Origin of the sequence: Pseudoalteromonas sp. NC201, from assembly GCF_002850255.1 — a bacterium.
In the GTDB taxonomy this organism is placed as follows: domain Bacteria; phylum Pseudomonadota; class Gammaproteobacteria; order Enterobacterales; family Alteromonadaceae; genus Pseudoalteromonas.
This window is the reverse complement of record NZ_CP022522.1, coordinates 1836628-1856891: the sequence shown is the minus strand read 5'-3', so window position 1 is coordinate 1856891 and position 20264 is coordinate 1836628. Positions and strand designations below refer to the sequence as shown.

14 protein-coding genes are annotated in these 20264 nt (G+C 41.5%); 4 read left to right on the top strand and 10 right to left on the bottom strand.

Annotation, left to right across the window (positions count from 1 at the left end; all coding sequences use genetic code 11):
- Positions 1-53 precede the first annotated feature (53 nt).
- From PNC201_RS07720 to PNC201_RS07705, 4 genes are all read right to left on the bottom strand, one after another.
- Complete coding sequence (locus PNC201_RS07720) at positions 54-2294, bottom strand: TonB-dependent receptor (protein WP_102056695.1); 2241 nt, start codon at positions 2292-2294, stop codon at positions 54-56.
- 250 nt (positions 2295-2544) lie between these two features.
- Entirely contained in the window at positions 2545-4785 is a 2241-nt protein-coding gene (locus PNC201_RS07715) for an NAD(P)-binding protein (RefSeq protein WP_102056694.1), read from the bottom strand.
- Between the two features lie 114 nt (positions 4786-4899).
- Entirely contained in the window at positions 4900-5877 is a 978-nt protein-coding gene (locus tag PNC201_RS07710; RefSeq protein WP_102056693.1) for an acetoacetate decarboxylase, read from the bottom strand.
- 69 nt (positions 5878-5946) lie between these two features.
- Positions 5947-6534, bottom strand: a complete 588-nt coding sequence (locus tag PNC201_RS07705) for a dienelactone hydrolase family protein (RefSeq protein ID WP_102056692.1) — start codon at positions 6532-6534, stop codon at positions 5947-5949.
- Between the two features lie 283 nt (positions 6535-6817).
- Here PNC201_RS07705 and PNC201_RS07700 point away from each other — a divergent pair, with 283 nt between their 5' ends.
- Complete coding sequence (locus PNC201_RS07700; protein WP_102056691.1) at positions 6818-7648, top strand: transporter substrate-binding domain-containing protein; 831 nt, start codon at positions 6818-6820, stop codon at positions 7646-7648.
- Between the two features lie 94 nt (positions 7649-7742).
- On the opposite strand, the gene PNC201_RS07695 is transcribed toward PNC201_RS07700, so the two are convergent.
- The 4 genes from PNC201_RS07695 to PNC201_RS07680 form a co-directional block, all read right to left on the bottom strand.
- Positions 7743-8315 carry a YceI family protein gene (locus PNC201_RS07695; RefSeq protein ID WP_102056690.1) on the bottom strand — a complete coding sequence of 191 codons (573 nt, stop codon included), beginning with the start codon at positions 8313-8315 and terminating at the stop codon, positions 7743-7745.
- Positions 8316-8318: 3 nt separating this feature from the next.
- Positions 8319-8894: a cytochrome b gene (locus PNC201_RS07690; RefSeq protein ID WP_102056689.1), complete on the bottom strand. Its 576-nt coding sequence runs from the start codon at positions 8892-8894 to the stop codon at positions 8319-8321.
- Positions 8895-9048: 154 nt separating this feature from the next.
- The gene (gene ccoG, locus PNC201_RS07685; RefSeq protein ID WP_010371615.1) at positions 9049-10431 is read right to left on the bottom strand and encodes a cytochrome c oxidase accessory protein CcoG; all 1383 of its coding nucleotides are present in this window, start codon (positions 10429-10431) and stop codon (positions 9049-9051) included.
- A 141-nt stretch (positions 10432-10572) separates the two neighbouring features.
- Positions 10573-12000 carry a sigma-54 interaction domain-containing protein gene (locus tag PNC201_RS07680; protein WP_102056688.1) on the bottom strand — a complete coding sequence of 476 codons (1428 nt, stop codon included), beginning with the start codon at positions 11998-12000 and terminating at the stop codon, positions 10573-10575.
- 355 nt (positions 12001-12355) lie between these two features.
- Between PNC201_RS07680 and rsmF the strand changes: the two genes are divergently transcribed.
- On the top strand, positions 12356-13795 hold the full coding sequence (gene rsmF / locus PNC201_RS07675) for a 16S rRNA (cytosine(1407)-C(5))-methyltransferase RsmF (RefSeq protein WP_102056687.1): 1440 nt from the start codon (positions 12356-12358) through the stop codon (positions 13793-13795).
- Between the two features lie 261 nt (positions 13796-14056).
- On the opposite strand, the gene PNC201_RS07670 is transcribed toward rsmF, so the two are convergent.
- Entirely contained in the window at positions 14057-14305 is a 249-nt protein-coding gene (locus PNC201_RS07670; RefSeq protein ID WP_010371625.1) for a YkgJ family cysteine cluster protein, read from the bottom strand.
- Positions 14306-14541: 236 nt separating this feature from the next.
- Here PNC201_RS07670 and PNC201_RS07665 point away from each other — a divergent pair, with 236 nt between their 5' ends.
- Complete coding sequence (locus PNC201_RS07665) at positions 14542-15717, top strand: efflux RND transporter periplasmic adaptor subunit (protein ID WP_010604595.1); 1176 nt, start codon at positions 14542-14544, stop codon at positions 15715-15717.
- Positions 15718-15722: 5 nt separating this feature from the next.
- A complete protein-coding gene (locus PNC201_RS07660; RefSeq protein WP_102056686.1) occupies positions 15723-18893 on the top strand; it encodes an efflux RND transporter permease subunit in 3171 nt (1056 codons plus the stop codon).
- Positions 18894-18951: 58 nt separating this feature from the next.
- Here the strand turns inward: PNC201_RS07660 and PNC201_RS07655 are convergent, their stop codons facing one another.
- Positions 18952-20166, bottom strand: coding sequence for a pyridoxal phosphate-dependent aminotransferase (locus PNC201_RS07655; protein ID WP_102056685.1), 1215 nt, complete (start codon positions 20164-20166; stop codon positions 18952-18954).
- Between the last annotated feature and the right edge of the window lie 98 nt (positions 20167-20264).

The following is a 20264-nucleotide window of genomic DNA, read 5'->3' as shown; positions in this document are numbered from 1 at the left end:
CAAGTTTTCAACCCCCAAGTCAGGTGACTTATACGTATAGTGATTAAGCAAAATCAAAATCGATATGTTACATCCATGCCTACTCTTCTTCCCTCACCTTTAAAGTCTTCTAACATTCCCAAAAAACTACTCAGGTCAAATTTAAGGTGGCTATACTCTTTATCTAGAAGATTTTTACCCCAAATACCTAACTGCCAGTCTCTATACTCCAGCTGTAGATTAGCATTCCAAAGCATATAACTGGGTTGCTTAGCATACGGAGATTCGTTTTGGTCAAAGTAATATTCGCTTTGATAATCAAATGCTATTCTACTTTTTATACTAACTTCATCCCAATTAAATGCATAATTTATTTGCCCAGAGATATTCCATTCGGATGTAAACGGTAAACGATTGTCGGTCAATACAACGCCAACTGGATCGATAAACTCCTCAAAGTTAGCTTCAGGTATATACCCTACATCTAAGCCTATCTGAGTTTGCTCCGATAGATACCAAGTATTTTCTATCTCAGCACCATAGATTTTGGACTTACCTACGTTTTCAAGTAACTGATAAGGCGGCGCTCCAGGTACTTCTGAAGCCTGATTCATAAATACCTGTTGATCTTTATAATCATAGTAAAAAGCAGCCAAGTTTGTACGAAGTTTAAGGTCATTAAATAACAGCTTAGCGCCTACTTCATGAGCGATTAGTTCTTCAGGGCCATAACTTGCCTGTATCGCGGCATCCTTCGAAATAAGGAAGCCACCGTTATAGCCGCCGCTTTTTACACCATTAGATAAACTATAATAAACACTTTTATCCGATTTAACTTTATGGATAACCGACAATTTTCCAGACAAATTACTATCGGACTCTTTTCCCTCAATGTCGTAGGCAGGAACTAAAATGCCAGCGAGATTACCTCCAAAAGGCACGTTTAAATAGGAAAAAGAGTCATACTTCACATCTTCATCGCTATATCTTACTCCTACGAGTACATCTGTATGCTCACTAACTTCATATTCATATTGACCAAATAAGGCCATTGATTTTACTTTAATATCATTATCATAGAAAAAGGTCGCCGCACTTGCACCATTAGGGGTTCCCCTAAAATCACGTAATAAGTCATTAAAATTATCTTGATAAATACGCTCTTCTAGTTGAAATAAACCTACCGTTAGAAAGCCGGTCTCCATACTTTGCTCAAACCTAAGCTCATTCACCAGCTTTTCATTTTTAAGTCCTAACTCGCCTTCACACAATGAAAATGGACTTCCATCACAATTAAATCCATGTATCCTATCTAAGCGATTGAAAGCCCCAAGATAAATAAGTTGAGACCGGTCATCCAGTGCATACGCGACCTCTGTTGTAACGCCTTTGCTTATACTGTGATGTTTTTGATAATTATTGACCCGTACAGCCCAAAAATCGTCACTGCCAATATTAAAGCCAAGCGCATCAACGCAGTTGCTAGTGCCCGCTTGGGCTGGAGAACATAATGAACCATCCAAAGGGTTTGAGAATAATCCGATATTCCCGACCGGCTGAACCAGTCCATTCCAATGACCATAATCTAATTTCACAAAAACACTGAACTTATCAAACTCGCCAAAATAACTTAGTCGAACATCATTTTGTTCCATATACGCCTCAGGAGCGTCAGGCTGTAAGTTATACGTTGTGTACTCATAGTTATTGTGGCTAGCTGCAAGTCGCACCGCGCTATTTTGATCTAGGCTATAATTGAGCGTCGCACGAGCTCTTGATAAAGAGTCAGAACCGACCCCTACACTGACAGAAGCAAAATCACCATCTGTTGGGCGCGCCGTGCGCACTAAAATTGCCCCCCCAGTGGTATTTCTACCAAAAAGTGTACCTTGTGGACCTTTCAACACTTCAACTTGTTCAACATCAAACAAGTTAATGATTTGATTATTCGCAGACCCAACAGATATACCATCTAAATACACCCCAACCGGAGAAGTGTTAGCCGTGTTATAATCGACAAGTCCGACACCTCGAATGCTGACCGCTGGGGGCGTACCCTCAGCTGCATTTTGACTGATTTTTACATTCGCAACTAAACTACCTAGTTCGGTCGTATCTTTCAGCGCGGCGTCAGTGATGACTTGTCCGGATATGGGTTTAACAGCGATAGCAACATCATTGATAGATTGCTTTCTTTTTTGGGCGTATACCTCAATGACTTCGATTTCTTCTTCGACTTGTGCTGATGCTTCCATCGAGACTGCTAAGAGTAATGTTAGTGTTATCGTATTTAACAGCACATTTGGATGTGGCATAGTTTGAATCCCGAGCTATATCATGCAATTGCACTATCAGTATAGCTGAATTAAAAAGACCCCCAAACAAATGAACCCGATTACCTTTTTAAGGTTCAAGTTATCGTTCATAATACATACAAATTATACCAAGGTGGAATTTGAGCCCTGCAAATTGCAGGGCGTAGAATATAGGTTAAGCTAATACAGTTGTACAACTAATGGTTCAAAAGTCAATCGTTCGTTTAGCGCCTAAAGTGTAATAACTCGGTTATTTAAACGGCTCAAACCCTGATTCTCCACTAATGTTTTGAGGATATCCGGTGATGGCTCTACTCGTTTGCATGCCAGCCATCACAGCAGCTTCAACACAACCTGCATTGACACCGGTTTTAATCCAATCTCCAGTAATGTAGAGGTTATTGAATATGCAGCCGTCCGTAGGCAGTCGAAATTGACTGCTATCAACAACACTTAAGACATAACGCTCACTGGGGTCGACATTCACCCTCCAATACTGAGTGTTGAACCTAACTTCACCTTCGTTATTATCAACATCAAACAATACGTTCCAGTCGAAGTCGTTACCATGATAAGCCTCTGGCCACAGTGGCTGCATCTGTAATCTAAGTTTTTGCAATGCGTTTTCTTTTACCTGAGCTTTCATGCGCTCAGGAAACTCATGATCGCTCGGAGGTGGATAATCTGCGCAGGTAAAAGCACTACAAAAGTAGGCAATGTTATTTGGCTGTGTATTTGGCCAATCTTCAACCTCAATTAAATTAGACATCGCGGCCCAAGTGTCAAAAGGTTGAGAAAATGCGCTTAATATTGGTGGCTCATTACTACCAGAAGGATCGTGAAAACCCAGTTCACTGTCAGTTTTAGTAAGCCACAACTGTAATGCTTGAGTCGCAACAGTTTTGACCTTTTCAGCTTGCAACTTTAAGCCGTTATCTTTAGCCAATAATTGCTGACAAAGTGGCTCAAGACTTGCCACTGAGATCCCAAAAATCACTAAGTCGAAATCAGTACCTTTATTTAGTGTTTTTCTCGGTAACCTCTGTCCAAATGCTTGTTGGTAAACCGCCTCCCAATTAGACCAGTAAGACTCTAGGTTAATCTCATGTTCTTTAAGTAGTGCCACTTGCTGCGGGTCAATTTGTTGCCACAGAGGCGAGCTTGGCCAACATGGCAAGTCTTTGACTAATTCCAGAGGCTCGTAACTTTGCGTCTCTTTTAGTTTAACCTGTTGAATTAATTGAATGCTATCAACATAATGACCATCATCATCCTGTGTACAGTGTAACGATTCAACCTGATGAAAAAACGCAAACTGAACGCCTCGATGTTTGAGCAGCTCATAAATAGGAGAGAAAATAATATCTCCCATTCCCGCTTGCATTTTCCACATCACACCACCGCGATAACACAGCATAATCCGAAGCATGGCCAAAGCCGCAACTCCCGCTTCAACATTCGGCTTTTTAAAATCACCGTTCTCATAGCCAAAAACGAGATCATAAAAGCCGCGGACTGGTGCAGACTCCACAGACAGCAATTCATTTGCGCCATTGCGCTTGAGCCACTGTTTAAAATCGTATTGATCAAGATAACCAAACCCTCGTGAATAGACTTTGTCTCGGAGCATGCCAATGGTCATCGCAACACCTAAATCTATGCATATATATAGACGTCTAATGACAGGGTTGTCATCAATTAAGTCATTTACTTCAGACTGCAACCAGCGCCTAATTTTTCGAACCATATACCAAACAACTAAGTGATCTTTCTTATTTTCTAAACGATGATCAGCTTCACGTACCGTTAGAAAATTACTAAGTTGCGTTATTAACAGCTTTGGTGTGGATACGACCTCTTGGGCTTGATTTTCTGCGTCATCAAATAGAGCTCTAGCCTTTTCTTCTACACTATCAAAAAAGCTTTTAACTTCCTGTCCTAAGTGAGCAAGCAGCGTTTTGTCTCTTTCTTTTTTAGTTTTGAGTTGTGTGGATTTGTGGGTTTTCTCAACTTCGCATTCCAAATCATCAACCCACTTGTGTAGCCAAGCCGCAAGTAATTTTAAAATCTGCCAAAAATGTAAATCGAGAGTGCCATTTGCTGGATTACCTGGGATCTCAGGGAAATCTACTGACCAAGTTTGCCATTGCTGGTCGATATATTCTTGCAACACCACCAAACTATGCGGTTTTAGTGCTTGTTGCCAAGTGTGAATGGGGATATCACTTGAGCGCTCAAGCTTATTATAAACGGTCTCTATTGCCCTAAAAGAATTGACATAGGCACCAAACCAAACGTGAAGACCGTGCTCCTCAATACGTTCGCCGTATTCAGCATTACGACCACTCGCCCCTTTGCCTCCCAAGCGCCAACCTTGCTGATAAACGGTAATATCATAGCGCTCTTGCCAATCGTCTTGTTCAGTCATGTATACCGCAGCAGTCATTGCCGAAACACCGCCGCCAAGTATTGCTACTTTTTGTTTACTCATAAACCTTCCTTTTTCTAACCTGTTGACGAGCAACATCTAAAGCCACATAGGAAGACAACTAAACATGCAAATATCGCTTTAGTAAAAAATCGTGTTTTTTATGCCACAAATACACTAACGATGGAGATTAGCCATACTCTGAGCACTGGAAACAATTTCTTCCACTCCTGCCTGATCGAAGTCCATTTTCACAAAGTAAGGTAGTTTGACCTCGCTTTTGCCTAATGGAATGCCAAACATTTTATCGAGTGGAAACGCATCCATTCGTTGTAGATTCAAGCTTAAATCATCTTTGATAAAACCAATTTTGTGGATTTTCTTCACCTCTGAAGGGGAATGTACTACCGCCGAATATACAGACTTCTCGGCATGGCCATCTGGGAACTGCTTAAATAATATTTGATCCATTTGCGGGTGGGTAAAACCCGATAAGAACTGCTTAAGAAATTGGCTATCGACGTTTAAATCAGACACTGAATCTTTGAAAAGCTCAGCAATTTCTTCACCCACTTCCAACACTTCTTTTAACCACGACTCCCCGTCATCCTCAGGTTCAATGGATAACAATTCATGCCATGCCATTTTGACGTTGGGATCAAATTCCTTAAAGGTCTCCAGAGAGAGGGAAAAGCTCAGTGGGTCACCAAAGTTATCAGGCATTTCGTAGCGACATAAATATTTGTTGTAGCCCCATATTTCTAGACCATTTATCAGTGCGTTAATGTTGTTGACCGAGATAAATGCTGGATACCAATATAGATGTTCTGCCTTTAACGTTTCGAGATTGACTTGCAGAATTGGCAACCAGATGATGACATCGGTTTCTTGCATATATCCATAGTTACTAAATGGCGGCACTTTTGACGCGATATTTTCAATATCTGTAAATGTCAATAAGCACCAATCGGTTAGGGCCCTGAATACAAATTCACTACTAGAAACCGAATTAAGCGTTTTATCAACATAGGTTTGGATTGTTGATTTTTTTCCTTTGACAAAAAAGCCATACATTTGTGCATTTAGCATTCTGCATGGAGGTTTGGCGATCGGATTACTATAAAAATGTTGATAATCAGGCAACTCGGGATACATCTTTCACTCCTTAAAGTATGATAAGTTAGTGTTTAGTGTAGTTCGCTCAAGCCGCTTTTGCGTATGTTGTTATGAAAACTCCGCTTCTTGTTGCACAACCTCAAAATAGTTACGCGCTTCTCGCTGGCAAAAATACTGATAATGCGAGTATGCGTACTCGTCATAGTTACCCGAAAGCTTGTTCATAAAACCGTGTAAATACCGCGTTCGGATACAATTCAACCCTTTTTTATCTTTTAACTGCTCAATGACGGGCTCAACGTCAAAATGAGATTCAACTTGAGCAAAGAAGATAGACACATCGCAGCTGGGCTTAATATTTAGATGGTTACGTATTTGGCTGGGATAAAATGCAATAAGTTGCTCGACAGAGTGAGATGCACCTTGTTCAGACAATGCAACCCACGCAGCAGCCCCGCCTGCACTAAAGCCAATAATAAGTTTTGGTTTGTATTCAGAAATCGCTGCTGATATTTTATCAGCATATAAACGATGACCACACTGAGCCAAAAACAGCTCATAACAATCCGACTCTGAGACACTATTTGGTTCTTCTATAAATGGTGAAAGCACCTGCACGTCACTTCCAAGCGATTTAGCAAAACGATCAATATGATCCGTATGACCGAAAATATCGGTAACGATTAATATAGCCATAGGTTTTCCTTATTAATAATTTATCGTTATTGGCTTTTATGACTTTCCTTGCCATGTGGCCTTATCTACTTATATTTGGATTAACGCACTGCAATCAAACTCTATATTCAATCGCTTAACTGAGCTTTGCTAGCATGCTTTTACCCAAAACTAAAACTTCTTTTAAAGCTAGCATACCGCCAACCTCTGTAAACATTAAATACAAATTAAATAAACATTAATTTAATCATCAACATCGCAAACAATGCTAAGCTTATTGTAAGTTCAGCAAGAGTGACCCAATTTGATCAAAATCATCTTACTCCTCTTCATTGCCTTTCAATCCAGTTTTGTATTTGCAAAACAAATAACTTGGATTGCGATAGATTTCGCGCCTTATTATATCCTTGCTGACGATTTGGAAGGGCAAGGACGAGACGAGTTATTGATAAAACTCATTCAACAACAGATGCCCGATTACACTTTTAATTATAAAGTATTCCCCGCATCTAGGGCCATACATGAGCTCTCTAATTTCAACAACCAATATTGTATGATCTCCCTCTATAAAACAGTCGAGCGGCAAAGACATATCGCTTTTAGTGAAGAGTATTCCACTATCGGATTATCAACCTCTGCCGCACTAAGGAAAGATGTTGCACAGTCACTTGGCATTACCAACAGCGCAATTGATTTGGAAAAACTCGTAACTGAGCATGGACTAACTGTAGGTGTCGCGGCAAATCGATCGTTTGGCCATGAAATTGATGCGTTATTGGCGGGTTTGCCTTCCAAGCAAGTGCTTGTAAGACCAGGAAGAGATACATTAGAGAGTTTGACTATCATGCTGCTCAAAAAAAGAGTCGACGTGATACTTGGATACCCAAGCGAACACCACTACCACAAATTGCATGTTGATAAGCAAGATGAATTGACACAAGTCAGATTGAGTATCGCCTCGCAGATAACTGCTGGATATGCAGGCTGTAATAACAATGCGATTGGTAAGGAACAAATAGCTGCAATTAGCGAAGCGTTAAAACAAGCCCATAAAAACGAACAGTTTAGACTGGCTATGTCTCGTTGGTTACCAGAGCAGTTTCAGCCACAGCTAGCTAGTATTTTTAAAAACTAACTTTCTAAAACTGATATTGCGCTTGAAAAGTGGGCTCCTCTTAGAATATAAAGCGCAGCACCACGTATGTAGAAACACGTGGTGCTAGTAGAGATTATTTACGAATACCTTCTAAGTGCAAACCGATGGTAACGTGTGTTGATGCTGGGCCTAGATCATAGTCGATGTCATAATCAGCAAGTTTTAACTGAGTTTCACCTTCAAAGCCAACTCGGTAGCCGCCCCATGGATCTTTACCTTCACCCACTTTTTTAATATCAAACTCGATATGCTTTGTTACCCCATTGAGTGTGAAGCTTCCTTTCACCTTCGCATTTGTATCATCGCTAAAAGTAATCGAGTTACTCTTAAAAGTCGCCTTAGGGTTTGCTTTTACGTTTAAAAAATCATTACCGCGCAAATGCTTATCACGCTCTGCATGGTTCGAATCAACAGAAGCAGTATCGATCACTACATTGATTTTTGACGCATTTGGGTTTTTTGCATCATAGCTGAAGTCGCCTTCGAAGCTATTAAATCGACCATGCAACCAGCTGTATCCTAAATGTTTAATTTTAAAGTTTACAAAGGCATGTGCACCTTTAGTATCAATTACATAATCCGCGGCATTTACTCCGGCCGATAAGGTCATAGCTGCCATGCTTAATGCAATGATTGTTTTTTTCATGTTTTAATCCTCAACTTTTGTAGCGTTTGGTACCTTGAGCATTCGAACTAAGGTACAATCTTTATTAATAAAGTGGTGTTTTAGCGCTCCCACAATGTGCAGCGCCACTAATCCAATGAGCCCCCAAGCAATATATAAATGCACAGTGCCTGCAATATCACTTTGTTCATCAAACAGCTCCCCAATACCTGGAACAGAAAACCAGTTGAACACCTCTATTGCTCTACCATCTGAGGTAGAAATTAAGTAACCTGTGACAAACAGCCCAAACAAACCTAAATACAAAACGACGTGAACGACATGTGCTATTGTGTTTTGCAATTTGTCCATGGGAGTGGCTTCGCTTTCGGGTTTCACGCTAGGGTTGGTAACCTTCCAAATCAGTCTAAGTACTATCAAAGCTGCTAGCAGTATTCCTATGCTTTTGTGAATATGTAAGCCATCACGGTAGAAAGGATCGTAATAACTGAGTTCAACCATGTACAACCCGAGACCAAACATGCCAAATACCGCAAGCGCGCTAACCCAGTGAAAGATGATGGCTAACAAACCATAGTGTTGTGATGTATTTTTAAACATAATATTCAGCTAATAAAACTCATTCTCAATAAGAGTAAGCTTATACGCTAAAAGTTCAGAGAGAAAGCCATAAATTTAGCGTCAGATTGTGCATATATGCACACAAAAAAAGGCGCTTCATAATACAAGCGCCTTGAGTCGGGGGGAGTGTAAACTAATTTTTATAGAAGTAGCTGTCCTTCGTTATGCTAATATTGGCATCTTGTTGCGACTCTATAGTGAATTGGATTGGAGTGCGCTTACCTTTAAGCTCATAGCCATCAGCGGTCACTGTTACTGGGATTAACGCCATGTCGCCGCCAGCGATATGCGTTGTGATTGGAGCTGTAAGTTTCGCATCTGGCAGTCCCTTTAAGCTCACGGTGTAAGTTAAATCGTGCTGTGTTTTGTTTATTACACTTAAGGTGTATGGGTTCTCGACCAACCCCTCATAATTAACACGATAAAGCGCATTACGGTCGCGAATGACAGAAGCTTCTATTGGTGTTCGATTGAATGCCCAAATCACCATAGTGACTACTATCAATACGGTAATAGCACCATAGCCTACTATTTTTAACCTAAACGGATTGGATTTTTTACCCGCTTGCTGATGCTCACTTTGATACTTAATCAAATCTGGCTGATAGCCGAATTTATTCATCGTTTCGTTGCACGCATCAATACATAAACCACAGTTAATGCATTCGTATTGCAAGCCATTACGAATATCAATACCAGCGGGGCACACTTCAACACATAAATTACAGTCTACACAGTCGCCGAGCCCCAGCTGTTTTGGGTCTTCTTTGCGTTTACGACGACCCCTATTTTCACCACGTTCGCTATCATAAGTGACGACTAACGTATCTTTGTCAAACATCACCGATTGGAAACGAGAATATGGACATGCCACAGTACACATTTTCTCTCGTAGAAAGCCCGCGTTTCCATAGGTACAAAGTGCGAACAAAAATACCCAGAAGGAAGTAAGGCCAGTCCACTCAAGCGTAAACATGTCTAGATACAGCTCTTTTGCAGGTATAAAATAGGCCATAAATGAAGTGGCAGTAAACACCGAAATTATCAACCAAATAGCGTGTTTGGCCGTTTTCTTCGCGACTTTTTTGCTATCCCAGTTTGATTTGTCCAACTTTATTCTTTGGTTGCGAGTCCCCTCCACTCGGTGCTCAACCCAAGTGAACATCAGCATCCAAATTGTTTGTGGGCAAGTATAACCACACCACACGCGACCCAGCCAAGTCGTGACAAAGAATAAAGCAAAGGCACCCACCATGAAAATCCAGGCTAGAATCATAAAGTCTTGAGGGAGAAAGGTGGCACCAAATATCCTAAATTGCTGCTTACCAAAATCAAGCAAGATGGCCTGCTGCTCATTGTACGGGATCCAAGGAATGAGAACGAAAGTTAACATTAAAAACCAGCCAAGGTTTCTTCTTATTTTTTGGAAAAAACCTTTTTGCTCTCTGACGTAAATAGGCCCTTCTTGTTTATAGGGCTTAATGATCATGTCTTCTTCTTTGATATCAAACTTCATGTTATTTGCTACATTGGTAATACACGAGTTTGATATTGCAACTTTCAGACCAATCTGAAAGTTTATAACACTTTGATTTTTATCGTATTTATTTTTATTATATTTTCAACATCGCGAAATATCACGAATAGGCGCGAAATATCACGAAAGCTTAGCAATTTTTAGTTTTTTCATTTTCGACCTTAGCGTACTTTCGGGTAGTCCTAACTTATCAGCCGCCCCGTTGCTGCCAGCGATCTTCCAGTTACTTATTTCTAGCACTCTTAATATGTGCTCAGCTTCCGCCTGCGCTAAAGTCAGTTCACCGTTTTCAGATTTATGCTGCTCAGTAACGTTAAGTGCTTGAGATAAATCAATTAAACGACCTTTAGATAATATCGCTTCGCGCTCCAACACGTTTTGGAGTTCTCGAATATTGCCAGGCCAATCATAACGCTGTAACGCATGAATAGCCTTTTTAGAGATCCCGCGTAGTTGCTTGCCCAGCTTTTTGTTGAGCTGCACGATGAGATTGTTGGCCAATACGGGTATATCCTCTATACGCTCCCTTAGTGCAGGCACTCGAATAGGAAAAACGTTTAAACGATAATATAAATCCATTCTAAACTCCCCACCCTCGACCATTTGCCATAAATCTCTGTTGGTCGCTGCGACTATACGTATATCTACTTGAATCGACTTACTTCCCCCTACACGCTCAAACTCTCGCTCTTGTAATACACGTAATAACTTGCTTTGCGCTTCTAGCGGTAACTCACCAATTTCATCTAAAAATATGGTCCCTTTATCCGCCAACTCAAAACGTCCTTTACGTCTTTCATTCGCTCCAGTAAATGCTCCTTTTTCATGTCCAAACAATTCAGATTCAATCAAGGTTGGTGAAAAAGCAGCGCAATTTACTTTAACGAAAGGTTGCGATGAGCGCTCACTAAGACGATGCAGATTTCTAGCAACAAGCTCTTTACCGGTGCCGTTTTCTCCTAAAACCAATACCGTACTGTCAGTCTGACTAACCAGTTCTAGCTGCGCCAACATAGCCTGAAATATTGCGCTACTACCCACCAAACCCGAGTCTTGCCAATTTTCATTTAATGTCTCTAGCAGATAGGCATTTTCATCTTTAAGTTGCTCAGTCAGTACTTGAACTTTATTCAGCGCCTCTCTTAGTGCATTTTCAGTTTTGTGCTGTTGCGACACATCGCGAAATATCGCGACTGCACCGATAATTTGCTGATCTTTAAAGATTGGGGTTGAGGTATATTCTACAGGAAAACAGCTCCCATCTTTACGCCAGAACACTTCATTGGTTACCTGTCGTGTTTTACCATCAAACATCGTTTTGTAGATGTTACATTCATCAGCAGGATAATCACTCCCATCTGCATGACTATGATGATGGTACTGATGTATTTTTTTCCCCAAAAGCTCATCACTTTGCCACCCAGTCATACGCTCTGCGGCCGGGTTTACAAAAACAGCGTTACCAGAAAGGTCAAAACCATAGATCCCCTCTCCAACCGCATTCAATAATAATTTAGGGTCCGCCAAAAAGTGTTTGATAATAGACATAGCAATCCTCGCGACATTTCGCGAGCATTATATAACTATAGTCTTTTACTGTCAGCCATGAGTTTTGCTTAATAACCTGAACCCGGGATAAGAAGTGAGTTAATCCACTAAAATATCCAAGTTCAAAAGTGTAATATCACTCTAGCCAGAAGTTATTTCTTAATACAAGGCAAATTTGTGCGTCAATAGCTGGCCTATTGCAAGCAAATTTAACGCAGTAGTAAGGAATAACAACTGCTAGAGAACAAGTTGTTATCCCGAGTTCAGGTTGAATAATCAGCATCGTCACAACAAATATGCATTTTTCACTCATGAAAGTGTAAAATGTGATAAAGCTTTCAAATTGAGTAACTGCGTGGACAAATCAACTTATATTCCCAGCGCGTTTCTAGACGACATAAAAACCTACTTACCAGATCACCTTAGCATCGAAGACTTTATAGATAAGTGCCAGTCTCCTTTACGCCGAGCAGTCAGAGTCAACACCCTAAAAATGTCTATCACGGAATTCTTAGCCTACTGCGAAAAAAGTGATTGGCAGGCAGAACCGATCCCTTGGTGTGAGGAAGGGTTTTGGATATCAAGAAGTGAACAAGAAGAAGCTAATCTTGCTATAGGCAACACAGATATCCATTTAGGTGGCTGCATCTATGTCCAAGAAGCAAGTTCTATGTTGCCGCCAACAGCATTGAAGTCGACTATCTGCAGTGATGATATTAATTTGGATATGGCGTCAGCACCGGGTTCGAAAACTTCGCAACTCGCAGCTTACATGGATGGACGCGGCGTACTAATCGCTAATGAGCTATCTTCATCTCGACTCAAAGCGCTTGCGGCAAATATGAAACGTATGGGCATACGAAATGTTGCGTTATCTCATTTTGACGGCTGTATCTTTGGCGATTATATGCATGAATGTTTTGATAACATCTTGCTTGATGCACCATGCTCTGGAGAAGGCACTGTTAGAAAGGATCCAAATGCCCTTAAAAACTGGTCCATTGAGTCTAATGTTGAAATAGCACAAGTGCAGAAGCAACTGATAGACAGTGCATTTCAAGCCTTAAAGCCAGGTGGTACCTTAGTGTATTCAACTTGCACATTAACACCATTGGAAAATCAGCAAGTATGCCAACACCTCATTGATAATTACCCTCAAGCAGTAGCAGTCGAAAACCTATCAACTTTATTTGAGGGTGCTGAAAAAGCAACAACGTCCGAAGGATACTTGCATGTGTGGCCTCAGCTATATGATAGCGAAGGGTTTTTCATTGCTCGATTTAAGAAGTTACACTCTGTTGCCGTTAAAAATCCAAAGCGGAAAAAAGGCGCTTTCCCTTTTGAAGCGCTGGACAAGAAAACCACTCAACAATTGTTATCTGTACTAAACAAACAGTTTGGCATTGCCCAACTTGACGGTAAGTTGATGCAGCGCGATAAAGAGGTATGGCTATTTCCTGACAACTTTGAAGCAATCCAAGATAAGATCAAATATTCTCGCATAGGGATTTTAATCGGTACTACCCATAAAAATGGGGTAAGACTAGAGCATGAGTTTGCCACTACTTTCGGCCACTTAGCGTCTAAAAACACTTTAGGGCTAACAAAAGAGCAAGCTAAAGATTACTTTAATGGCAAGGATATACGCCTAGATGAGGTGACAAAACTAACGGGAGAGGTGATCCTCACGCTATGTGGCAGTGCCATCGGGTTAGGGAAATGGCAAAAAAACAAAGTTAAAAACAGTTTGCCTCGGGATTTAATTAAAGACGGCCTGTTGATAACTTGGGTATAACCTGAATATACCCTTTTGATATTTTTAAGACCGATTATGAATATAAAGAACAACTCTTTGTTTTATATAAACTTAATAAATGATTCATTTATTTGTAAAAAGAATGAAAGGTTAACTAAACTTAACAGTACTTTCTACTTCTCCCTACAGTCTTAGAAGGTGTTTTTAGTTAGCGCACGGCTCAATCTTGAGCCTTTCCCTAGGCCCAGAACTTAGCAGGTAAGTTTCTGGGCGTTTTTTTATCAGTTAACCAGAGGCTAGTTAGGTCAACATTTCGAGTTCTGTGATGATCTGCATCGCTGCTTCATTACTGTCACCGCACACATCTTCCATGGCCTTAAATTGCAAACACACTTGTGGGCGCTCTGGCTGGTTAAACAGTTTACACAGATTATTTTCATCTAGTTGAATACACCGCTCCCCCGCAGGTTTACCATTTGGCATACCGGGAATGGGTGTTGAAATACTTGGTGCTATACAACAAGCGCCACAACCAAGCCTACAATCCATTCTGTTTCTCGCAATTTTGACAATAAGTGGTGCATTTTATCGAAAAATCGACTACACGTAAAAGCATCAATCGCTTTTAAGAATGTAACGATAAATTTAGGTACGCAAAGCTTTGTTACATATTCAGTCTGGATTTAAACACCTCGACATAACTATTCGCGTATTCTTAAGCTTATCGATGATCTAGAGCCGTTAATCTGGGTCATCAAGAATCATTCAACAGGAAGGATTTTAACGTGGCTAGTAAAAAACAAATAATTCTACCAATTGCCGTTCTTGCGGTGGGAATTGCAGCGGCTGTTGCCATGTCTGCAATGAAACAACCTCCAGAAGAGAAGAAGGAAGAAATAGTACATCCTCTCGTACAGGTTCAACCTATTCATATTGACCAAATTAGGCTGAACGTATCGTCATACGGTATCGTGATGCCAAAATACAGTACTGAGCTTGTTGCTCAGGTCAGCGGTCAAGTCATTTCATTGTCTGACAAGTTTGTCAAAGGTGGCTTTGTCAAAGAAGGCGACGTGCTTGCTCGCATCGACCCGAATGACTATGAAGCGTCGCTGATTGAAGCCGAAGCGGCTTTAGCACAAGCCAGCTCAGCGCTAGAAATAGAGCAAGCTCAGGTGCAAGTAGCAAAAGCAGAATGGCAAAGGATTAAAGCAAACGCTAACGAAAAAATACCTTCCGAACTTTATTTAAGAAAACCTCAGCTCGCTGAAAAGTTAGCAAGCTTTAAAGCTGCGCAGGCAGCGGTGAAAAGAGCGAACCGAAATTTAGAGCGTACTTATATCAAAGCGCCTTACGATGCGATTATAGAATCTCGCACCGTAAGCCTTGGTAGTGTAGTCAATCCCGGTAATGGCTTTGGTAAACTCAATGCGACATCTGTTGCGGAAGTACGCCTCCCTGTTGCCGATAATGAATTGAAATACCTACCGCAACAAGGTGTTGGCACCGATGTCGTGATCACAGCAGAAGTCGCTGGTCAACCGATGAGTTGGAAAGGTGAAATAGTCCGCAGTGAAGGCGTTATCGATAACAAAAGTCGCATGACCTACCTTGTTGCTCAAGTCGAACAGCCTTATCACAACAACGTAAAACCACTACGTTTTGGCGCTTATATCAACGCTGATATTCAAGGTTTGTTAGTGCAAAATGCCACTATGCTTCCTCATCACTTAGTGAAAGAAGGTCGCGTTGCAACATTGGATGACGATAACAAGCTGAGTTACAAAAAGGTCAATATTATTAGAGAGTACAATGGCATGGTCGTCGTTGATAACGGCGTTGAGTCAGGCCAACAGATCATTACTTCAGCGCTGGACTATCCGTCTGAAGGGATGCAACTACGTACAGACGATACTCCTTCGCAAAGCGCAAACACCCAATTGGCGCTCAAAGAGGAGTAAGGTTTATGCATAGTCAAAGTACAGAAAAAGGCTTAATTGCTTGGTTTGCACGTAACCCAGTCGCAGCAAACTTATTGATGATATTTATTATTGTGGGCGGCTTGCTTACCGCGTTTTCGATCCGCAAGCAAATGTTTCCACAATACGATAGTAACTGGATAAGTGTTCAAGCTGTGTATCCGGGCGCGGCACCTCAAGAGGTCGAGGAAGGGATCACGATTAAGATCGAGGAATCCATGGAAGGTCTCGAAGGGATCAAACGCTTGATCACCTACTCTAATCGCGGTTACTCGCAAACTTGGATAGAAGTAGACGAGCAGTACAACACTAAAGAAGTACTCGACGAAGTCAAGATGCAAGTAGACTCCGTCTCAACTTTCCCATCAGGAATGGAACGCCCTATTGTACGTCACGACAAAGCAACCCAAGAAGTGATGTGGTTGTCACTCAATGGCGACTTGAGTCCCCATGATCTTAAAGAGCTTGGTAATCGCATTCATGAAGAAATGCTGTCGTTACCTGGCGTTAACCTTGTACGCTTTGATGGTGGCCTGAACTACGAAATCTCTATTGAGATAAGCCCTGATAAAATGCGCGAATACGGCCTAAGTTTTAGAGCAATTTCGGATGCAGTAAAGAGCTTCTCAGCGAACATGTCTGCTGGCCAAATTCGCTCCGAGAATGGCTATATTTCAATGCGAGTTGAAAACCAAGCCTATCGCGGTGACGAGTTTAGAAAACTCCCCTTACTAACACTACCAGACGGCGCACAGGTTAGCTTAGGCGACGTCGCCACCATTAACGATGGCTTTGAAGAAGGACTTCAATACTCTAAATACAATGGTAAGAACTCACTAGTGTATGAAGTTAGCGCGTCAAAAGACCAAGACATCACCAAAGTTGCAGATATCATTAAGAACTATCTTGAGGCAAAGAAAGGCTCATTACCACAAGGCGTAGAACTTGAGCCTTTTATTGACTTGACCTATTACCTCAATGGCCGCCTTAACATGATGCTAGAAAATATGGCGTTAGGTGGCGTATTAGTTATGCTAATGCTTGCTCTATTTTTACGTGTGCGTTTAGCATTTTGGGTCATGATGGGGTTGCCAGTTAGTTTCTTAGGTGCATTTCTAATGATGCCAATGGGTTATTTAGACGTAACGATTAACTTAGCCTCACTCTTTGCCTTTATTTTGGTGTTGGGGATTGTCGTTGATGACGCGATAGTCGTCGGTGAATCCGCCCATGCTGAAATAGAAAAACATGGTCATAGCCTCGATAATGTCGTCCGTGGTGTAAAACGTGTTGCTATCCCAGCCACTTTTGGTGTGCTTACTACTGTTGCTGCTTTCTTGCCGCAAACATTAGCAACTGGCCCAACTGCAGCATTTTCTAAAGCAATTGGTGGCGTAATAATTCTTTGCTTACTATTCTCTTTGGTTGAATCTAAGCTGGTTTTACCTGCGCATTTAGCAGCGATGAAAGAAAAACCAAGCAACCCTAAAAATCCGTTCCACCGCCTCAGAGAAAAAATGGATAGCGGCCTTCAATCTTTCATTGAAAACACGTACCGCCCATTCATTGTCCGCTGTATTCACTACCGCTATACCGTTATTGTTGGCTTTTTAACCATTTTAATTGTTAGCGCCGGGATGTTTGCTGGTGGCTTAGTGAAGTTTGTTGCTAACCCAAAAATCCCACATGATTTTCCACGTATCTCGATTGATATGAACTTATCTTCGTCAGAAAACGCGACGCTTGAGTCAATTCAAAAAATTGAGCAAATGGTACTGAATGTCGACAAAGAAATTGAGGCTGAGTATGGCAAGAAAATGATCCGTGATTACATGGTGAATATGAACGGCCGCACAAGCGCAAATATTATGGTGATCTTGGTTGAACCAGATGCACGCCCAATCGATACCTTTGCACTCAGCGCCCGCTGGCGTGATACAATGCCTGCACTGCCTGGTGTTAAATCGCTAAACATTCAAGATAGCATTATGAATGGTGGCCGTGATGACGGAGACATTAGCTTTAGGTTAGAAGGTAAACACAAAGAAGAGCTTCGTGAAGTCGCACAGAAACTAAAAGACAAGCTAGCAACTATTGAAGGTGTTGGTGATATCAATGACTCTATGCAATCAGCAACCGATGAAGTGCAGCTTGAGCTTAAACCATTAGCGTACAGCCTTGGACTCACGTTGGCGGATGTTGCATCCCAAGTGAACTTCAGTTATTACGGCCTTGAAGCACAGCGTATTTTACGTGATGGTGAAGAGATCAAAGTAATGATCCGTTATCCTAAAGAACACCGTGATGCCATTAGTGACATTCAGGACGTGCGTATCTTAACGCCTCAAGGTGCAGAAGTGCCGTTGGTAGAAGTGGCTGACGTGAAATTGGTAGACGGTGTTAACCGAATTCGCCGAGAAAACGCCAAACGCACTATTAATGTTTGGGCATCAGTTGATACAGAAATCGCACAACCTTTTGAGATAGCAAAGCAAGTTCGTGACGAATATCTTCCTAGTCTATTAAAGAATTATCCTAGCGTTCAAAGTGCAGTGGCAGGTCGCGTACAAGAAGAAATGGAGAGTGTTGCTGAGCAAATTCGTGACTTTGCCCTATCATTAATGATTATTTTCGCACTACTGGCAATTCCACTACGTTCTTATTCTCAGCCTGTCATCATCATGTCTGTGATCCCATTTGGTGTGGTCGGCGCGGTATTCGGTCATATGGTATTGGGAATGACAATGAGTAGCTTGTCTTTCTTTGGTATTATTGCCGTAGCTGGGGTTGTGGTGAACGACTCTTTGGTTATGGTTGATTTTGTCAATAAAGCACGCGAAGAAGGTATCGATTTAAAAGCCGCAGCCGTCGAGGCCGGATGTAAACGCTTTAGAGCAATCTTGCTCACTTCGTTGACCACCTTTATCGGACTTGTACCAATCATTATGGAAACGAGCCTACAAGCTAAAATTGTTATTCCAATGGCGGTTTCGCTTGCATTTGGTGTGTTGTTTGCCACGGTGATCACCCTAGTACTTATCCCTTGTCAATATGTGGCACTTGAAGATGTTAAACGCGTTGGCCGCAAATGGTTTAAAGGTAAAAGCTCGGCTGATAGCCAACAAACGACACCGGAGCTAAATTCTAATACTCCCTAAGTAACAAATTACTAGCCCACAAAAAAGCTCGGAGATTTCCGAGCTTTTTTACAAGGTATTACTGACTGTAATGCGCAAAAAAGCGCTTTACTCTATCCATTGCAGGCTGTAAATCATCTTTATGTGGTAAAAACACTAATCTAAAATGATCCGCACTGGGCCAGTTAAAAGCACGTCCGTGGACAAGTAGAATTTTTTCTTCTTTGAGCAAGTCCAGCACCATGCGCTCATCATTCTTAATATTAAACCGCTTCACGTCGACTTTTGGAAACGCATAAAGCGCGCCCTTTGGCTTTACACAGCTTATCCCTTCGATATCGTTTAAGCCTTTAAACGCAATATCACGCTGCTCATACAAACGCCCACCCGGTTCAATGAGTTGGTCGATGGACTGTATGCCTCCGAGCGCTTGTTGAATGGCAAACTGTGCAGGAACATTGGCGCATAATCGCATAGACGCGAGCATTTCTAAGCCTGTGATCAAGTCCCGCATCACTGAATGCTTACCACTGATCACCATCCAGCCCATGCGGATCCCGGCCGCACGATAGGTTTTTGCTAAGCCGTTGAAAGTGATAACTGGGATATCATCACAAAGACTCGCAAGTGAAAAATGCTCCGCATCATCATATAAAATCTTTTCGTAGATCTCATCACTCAGTATTAATAGCTTGTGTTCTCTGGCAACGTCAATTAATGCCTCAAGCAATGCTTTGTCATATACAGCACCGGTCGGATTATTTGGGTTGATCAGCACCAATGCCTTTGTACGACTCGTGATTTTACGCTTGATATCTTCGATATCTGGAAACCAGTCTTGCTCTTCATCACAAAGATAATGCACTGGGTTACCGCCTGATAATTTAACTGCGGCAGTCCATAACGGATAATCCGGTGCGGGGATCAACACTTCGTCACCGTCATTGAGTAAGGCTTGTGCGGTCATTTGGATCAATTCACTGACGCCATTGCCAATGAAGATGTTATCGACACTAATATTGGGAAAGCTTTTTTGCTGATAATATTGATACACGGCAACTCGGGCAGAATACAATCCTTTTGAGTCGCAATAGCCCTGTGCAGAATATAAGTTTTTTATGATATCTCGGTGCATATCTTCTGGCATATCAAAGCCAAATGCCGCCGGATTACCAATATTTAATTTGAGGACTTTCATGCCTTCGTCTTCCATTTTTCTTGCTTGATCCAATACTGGACCACGAATATCGTAACTCACACCATTGAGCTTATTACTTTTTGTTATTTGTAGCATCTATAACCCCCTCATTTTGCTCAAGCATATATCACAATGCCGTCTAAATTCTATGCTTGTGATAACTTTTTATGCTTCAAAAAAGCAACTTATAAAAT

What these genes read in the sequence shown, in the direction of transcription:
- PNC201_RS07680 (WP_102056688.1), bottom strand. Translation starts at nt 12,000, where the DNA reads ATGTCTATTATCAAACACTTTTTGGCGGACCCTAAATTATTATTGAAT.
- PNC201_RS07690 (WP_102056689.1), bottom strand. Translation starts at nt 8,894, where the DNA reads ATGTTTAAAAATACATCACAACACTATGGTTTGTTAGCCATCATCTTT.
- PNC201_RS07660 (WP_102056686.1), top strand. Translation starts at nt 15,723, where the DNA reads ATGCATAGTCAAAGTACAGAAAAAGGCTTAATTGCTTGGTTTGCACGT.
- PNC201_RS07710 (WP_102056693.1), bottom strand. Translation starts at nt 5,877, where the DNA reads ATGTATCCCGAGTTGCCTGATTATCAACATTTTTATAGTAATCCGATC.
- PNC201_RS07695 (WP_102056690.1), bottom strand. Translation starts at nt 8,315, where the DNA reads ATGAAAAAAACAATCATTGCATTAAGCATGGCAGCTATGACCTTATCG.
- ccoG (WP_010371615.1), bottom strand. Translation starts at nt 10,431, where the DNA reads ATGAAGTTTGATATCAAAGAAGAAGACATGATCATTAAGCCCTATAAA.
- PNC201_RS07715 (WP_102056694.1), bottom strand. Translation starts at nt 4,785, where the DNA reads ATGAGTAAACAAAAAGTAGCAATACTTGGCGGCGGTGTTTCGGCAATG.
- PNC201_RS07705 (WP_102056692.1), bottom strand. Translation starts at nt 6,534, where the DNA reads ATGGCTATATTAATCGTTACCGATATTTTCGGTCATACGGATCATATT.
- PNC201_RS07670 (WP_010371625.1), bottom strand. Translation starts at nt 14,305, where the DNA reads ATGGATTGTAGGCTTGGTTGTGGCGCTTGTTGTATAGCACCAAGTATT.
- PNC201_RS07720 (WP_102056695.1), bottom strand. Translation starts at nt 2,294, where the DNA reads ATGCCACATCCAAATGTGCTGTTAAATACGATAACACTAACATTACTC.
- PNC201_RS07655 (WP_102056685.1), bottom strand. Translation starts at nt 20,166, where the DNA reads ATGCTACAAATAACAAAAAGTAATAAGCTCAATGGTGTGAGTTACGAT.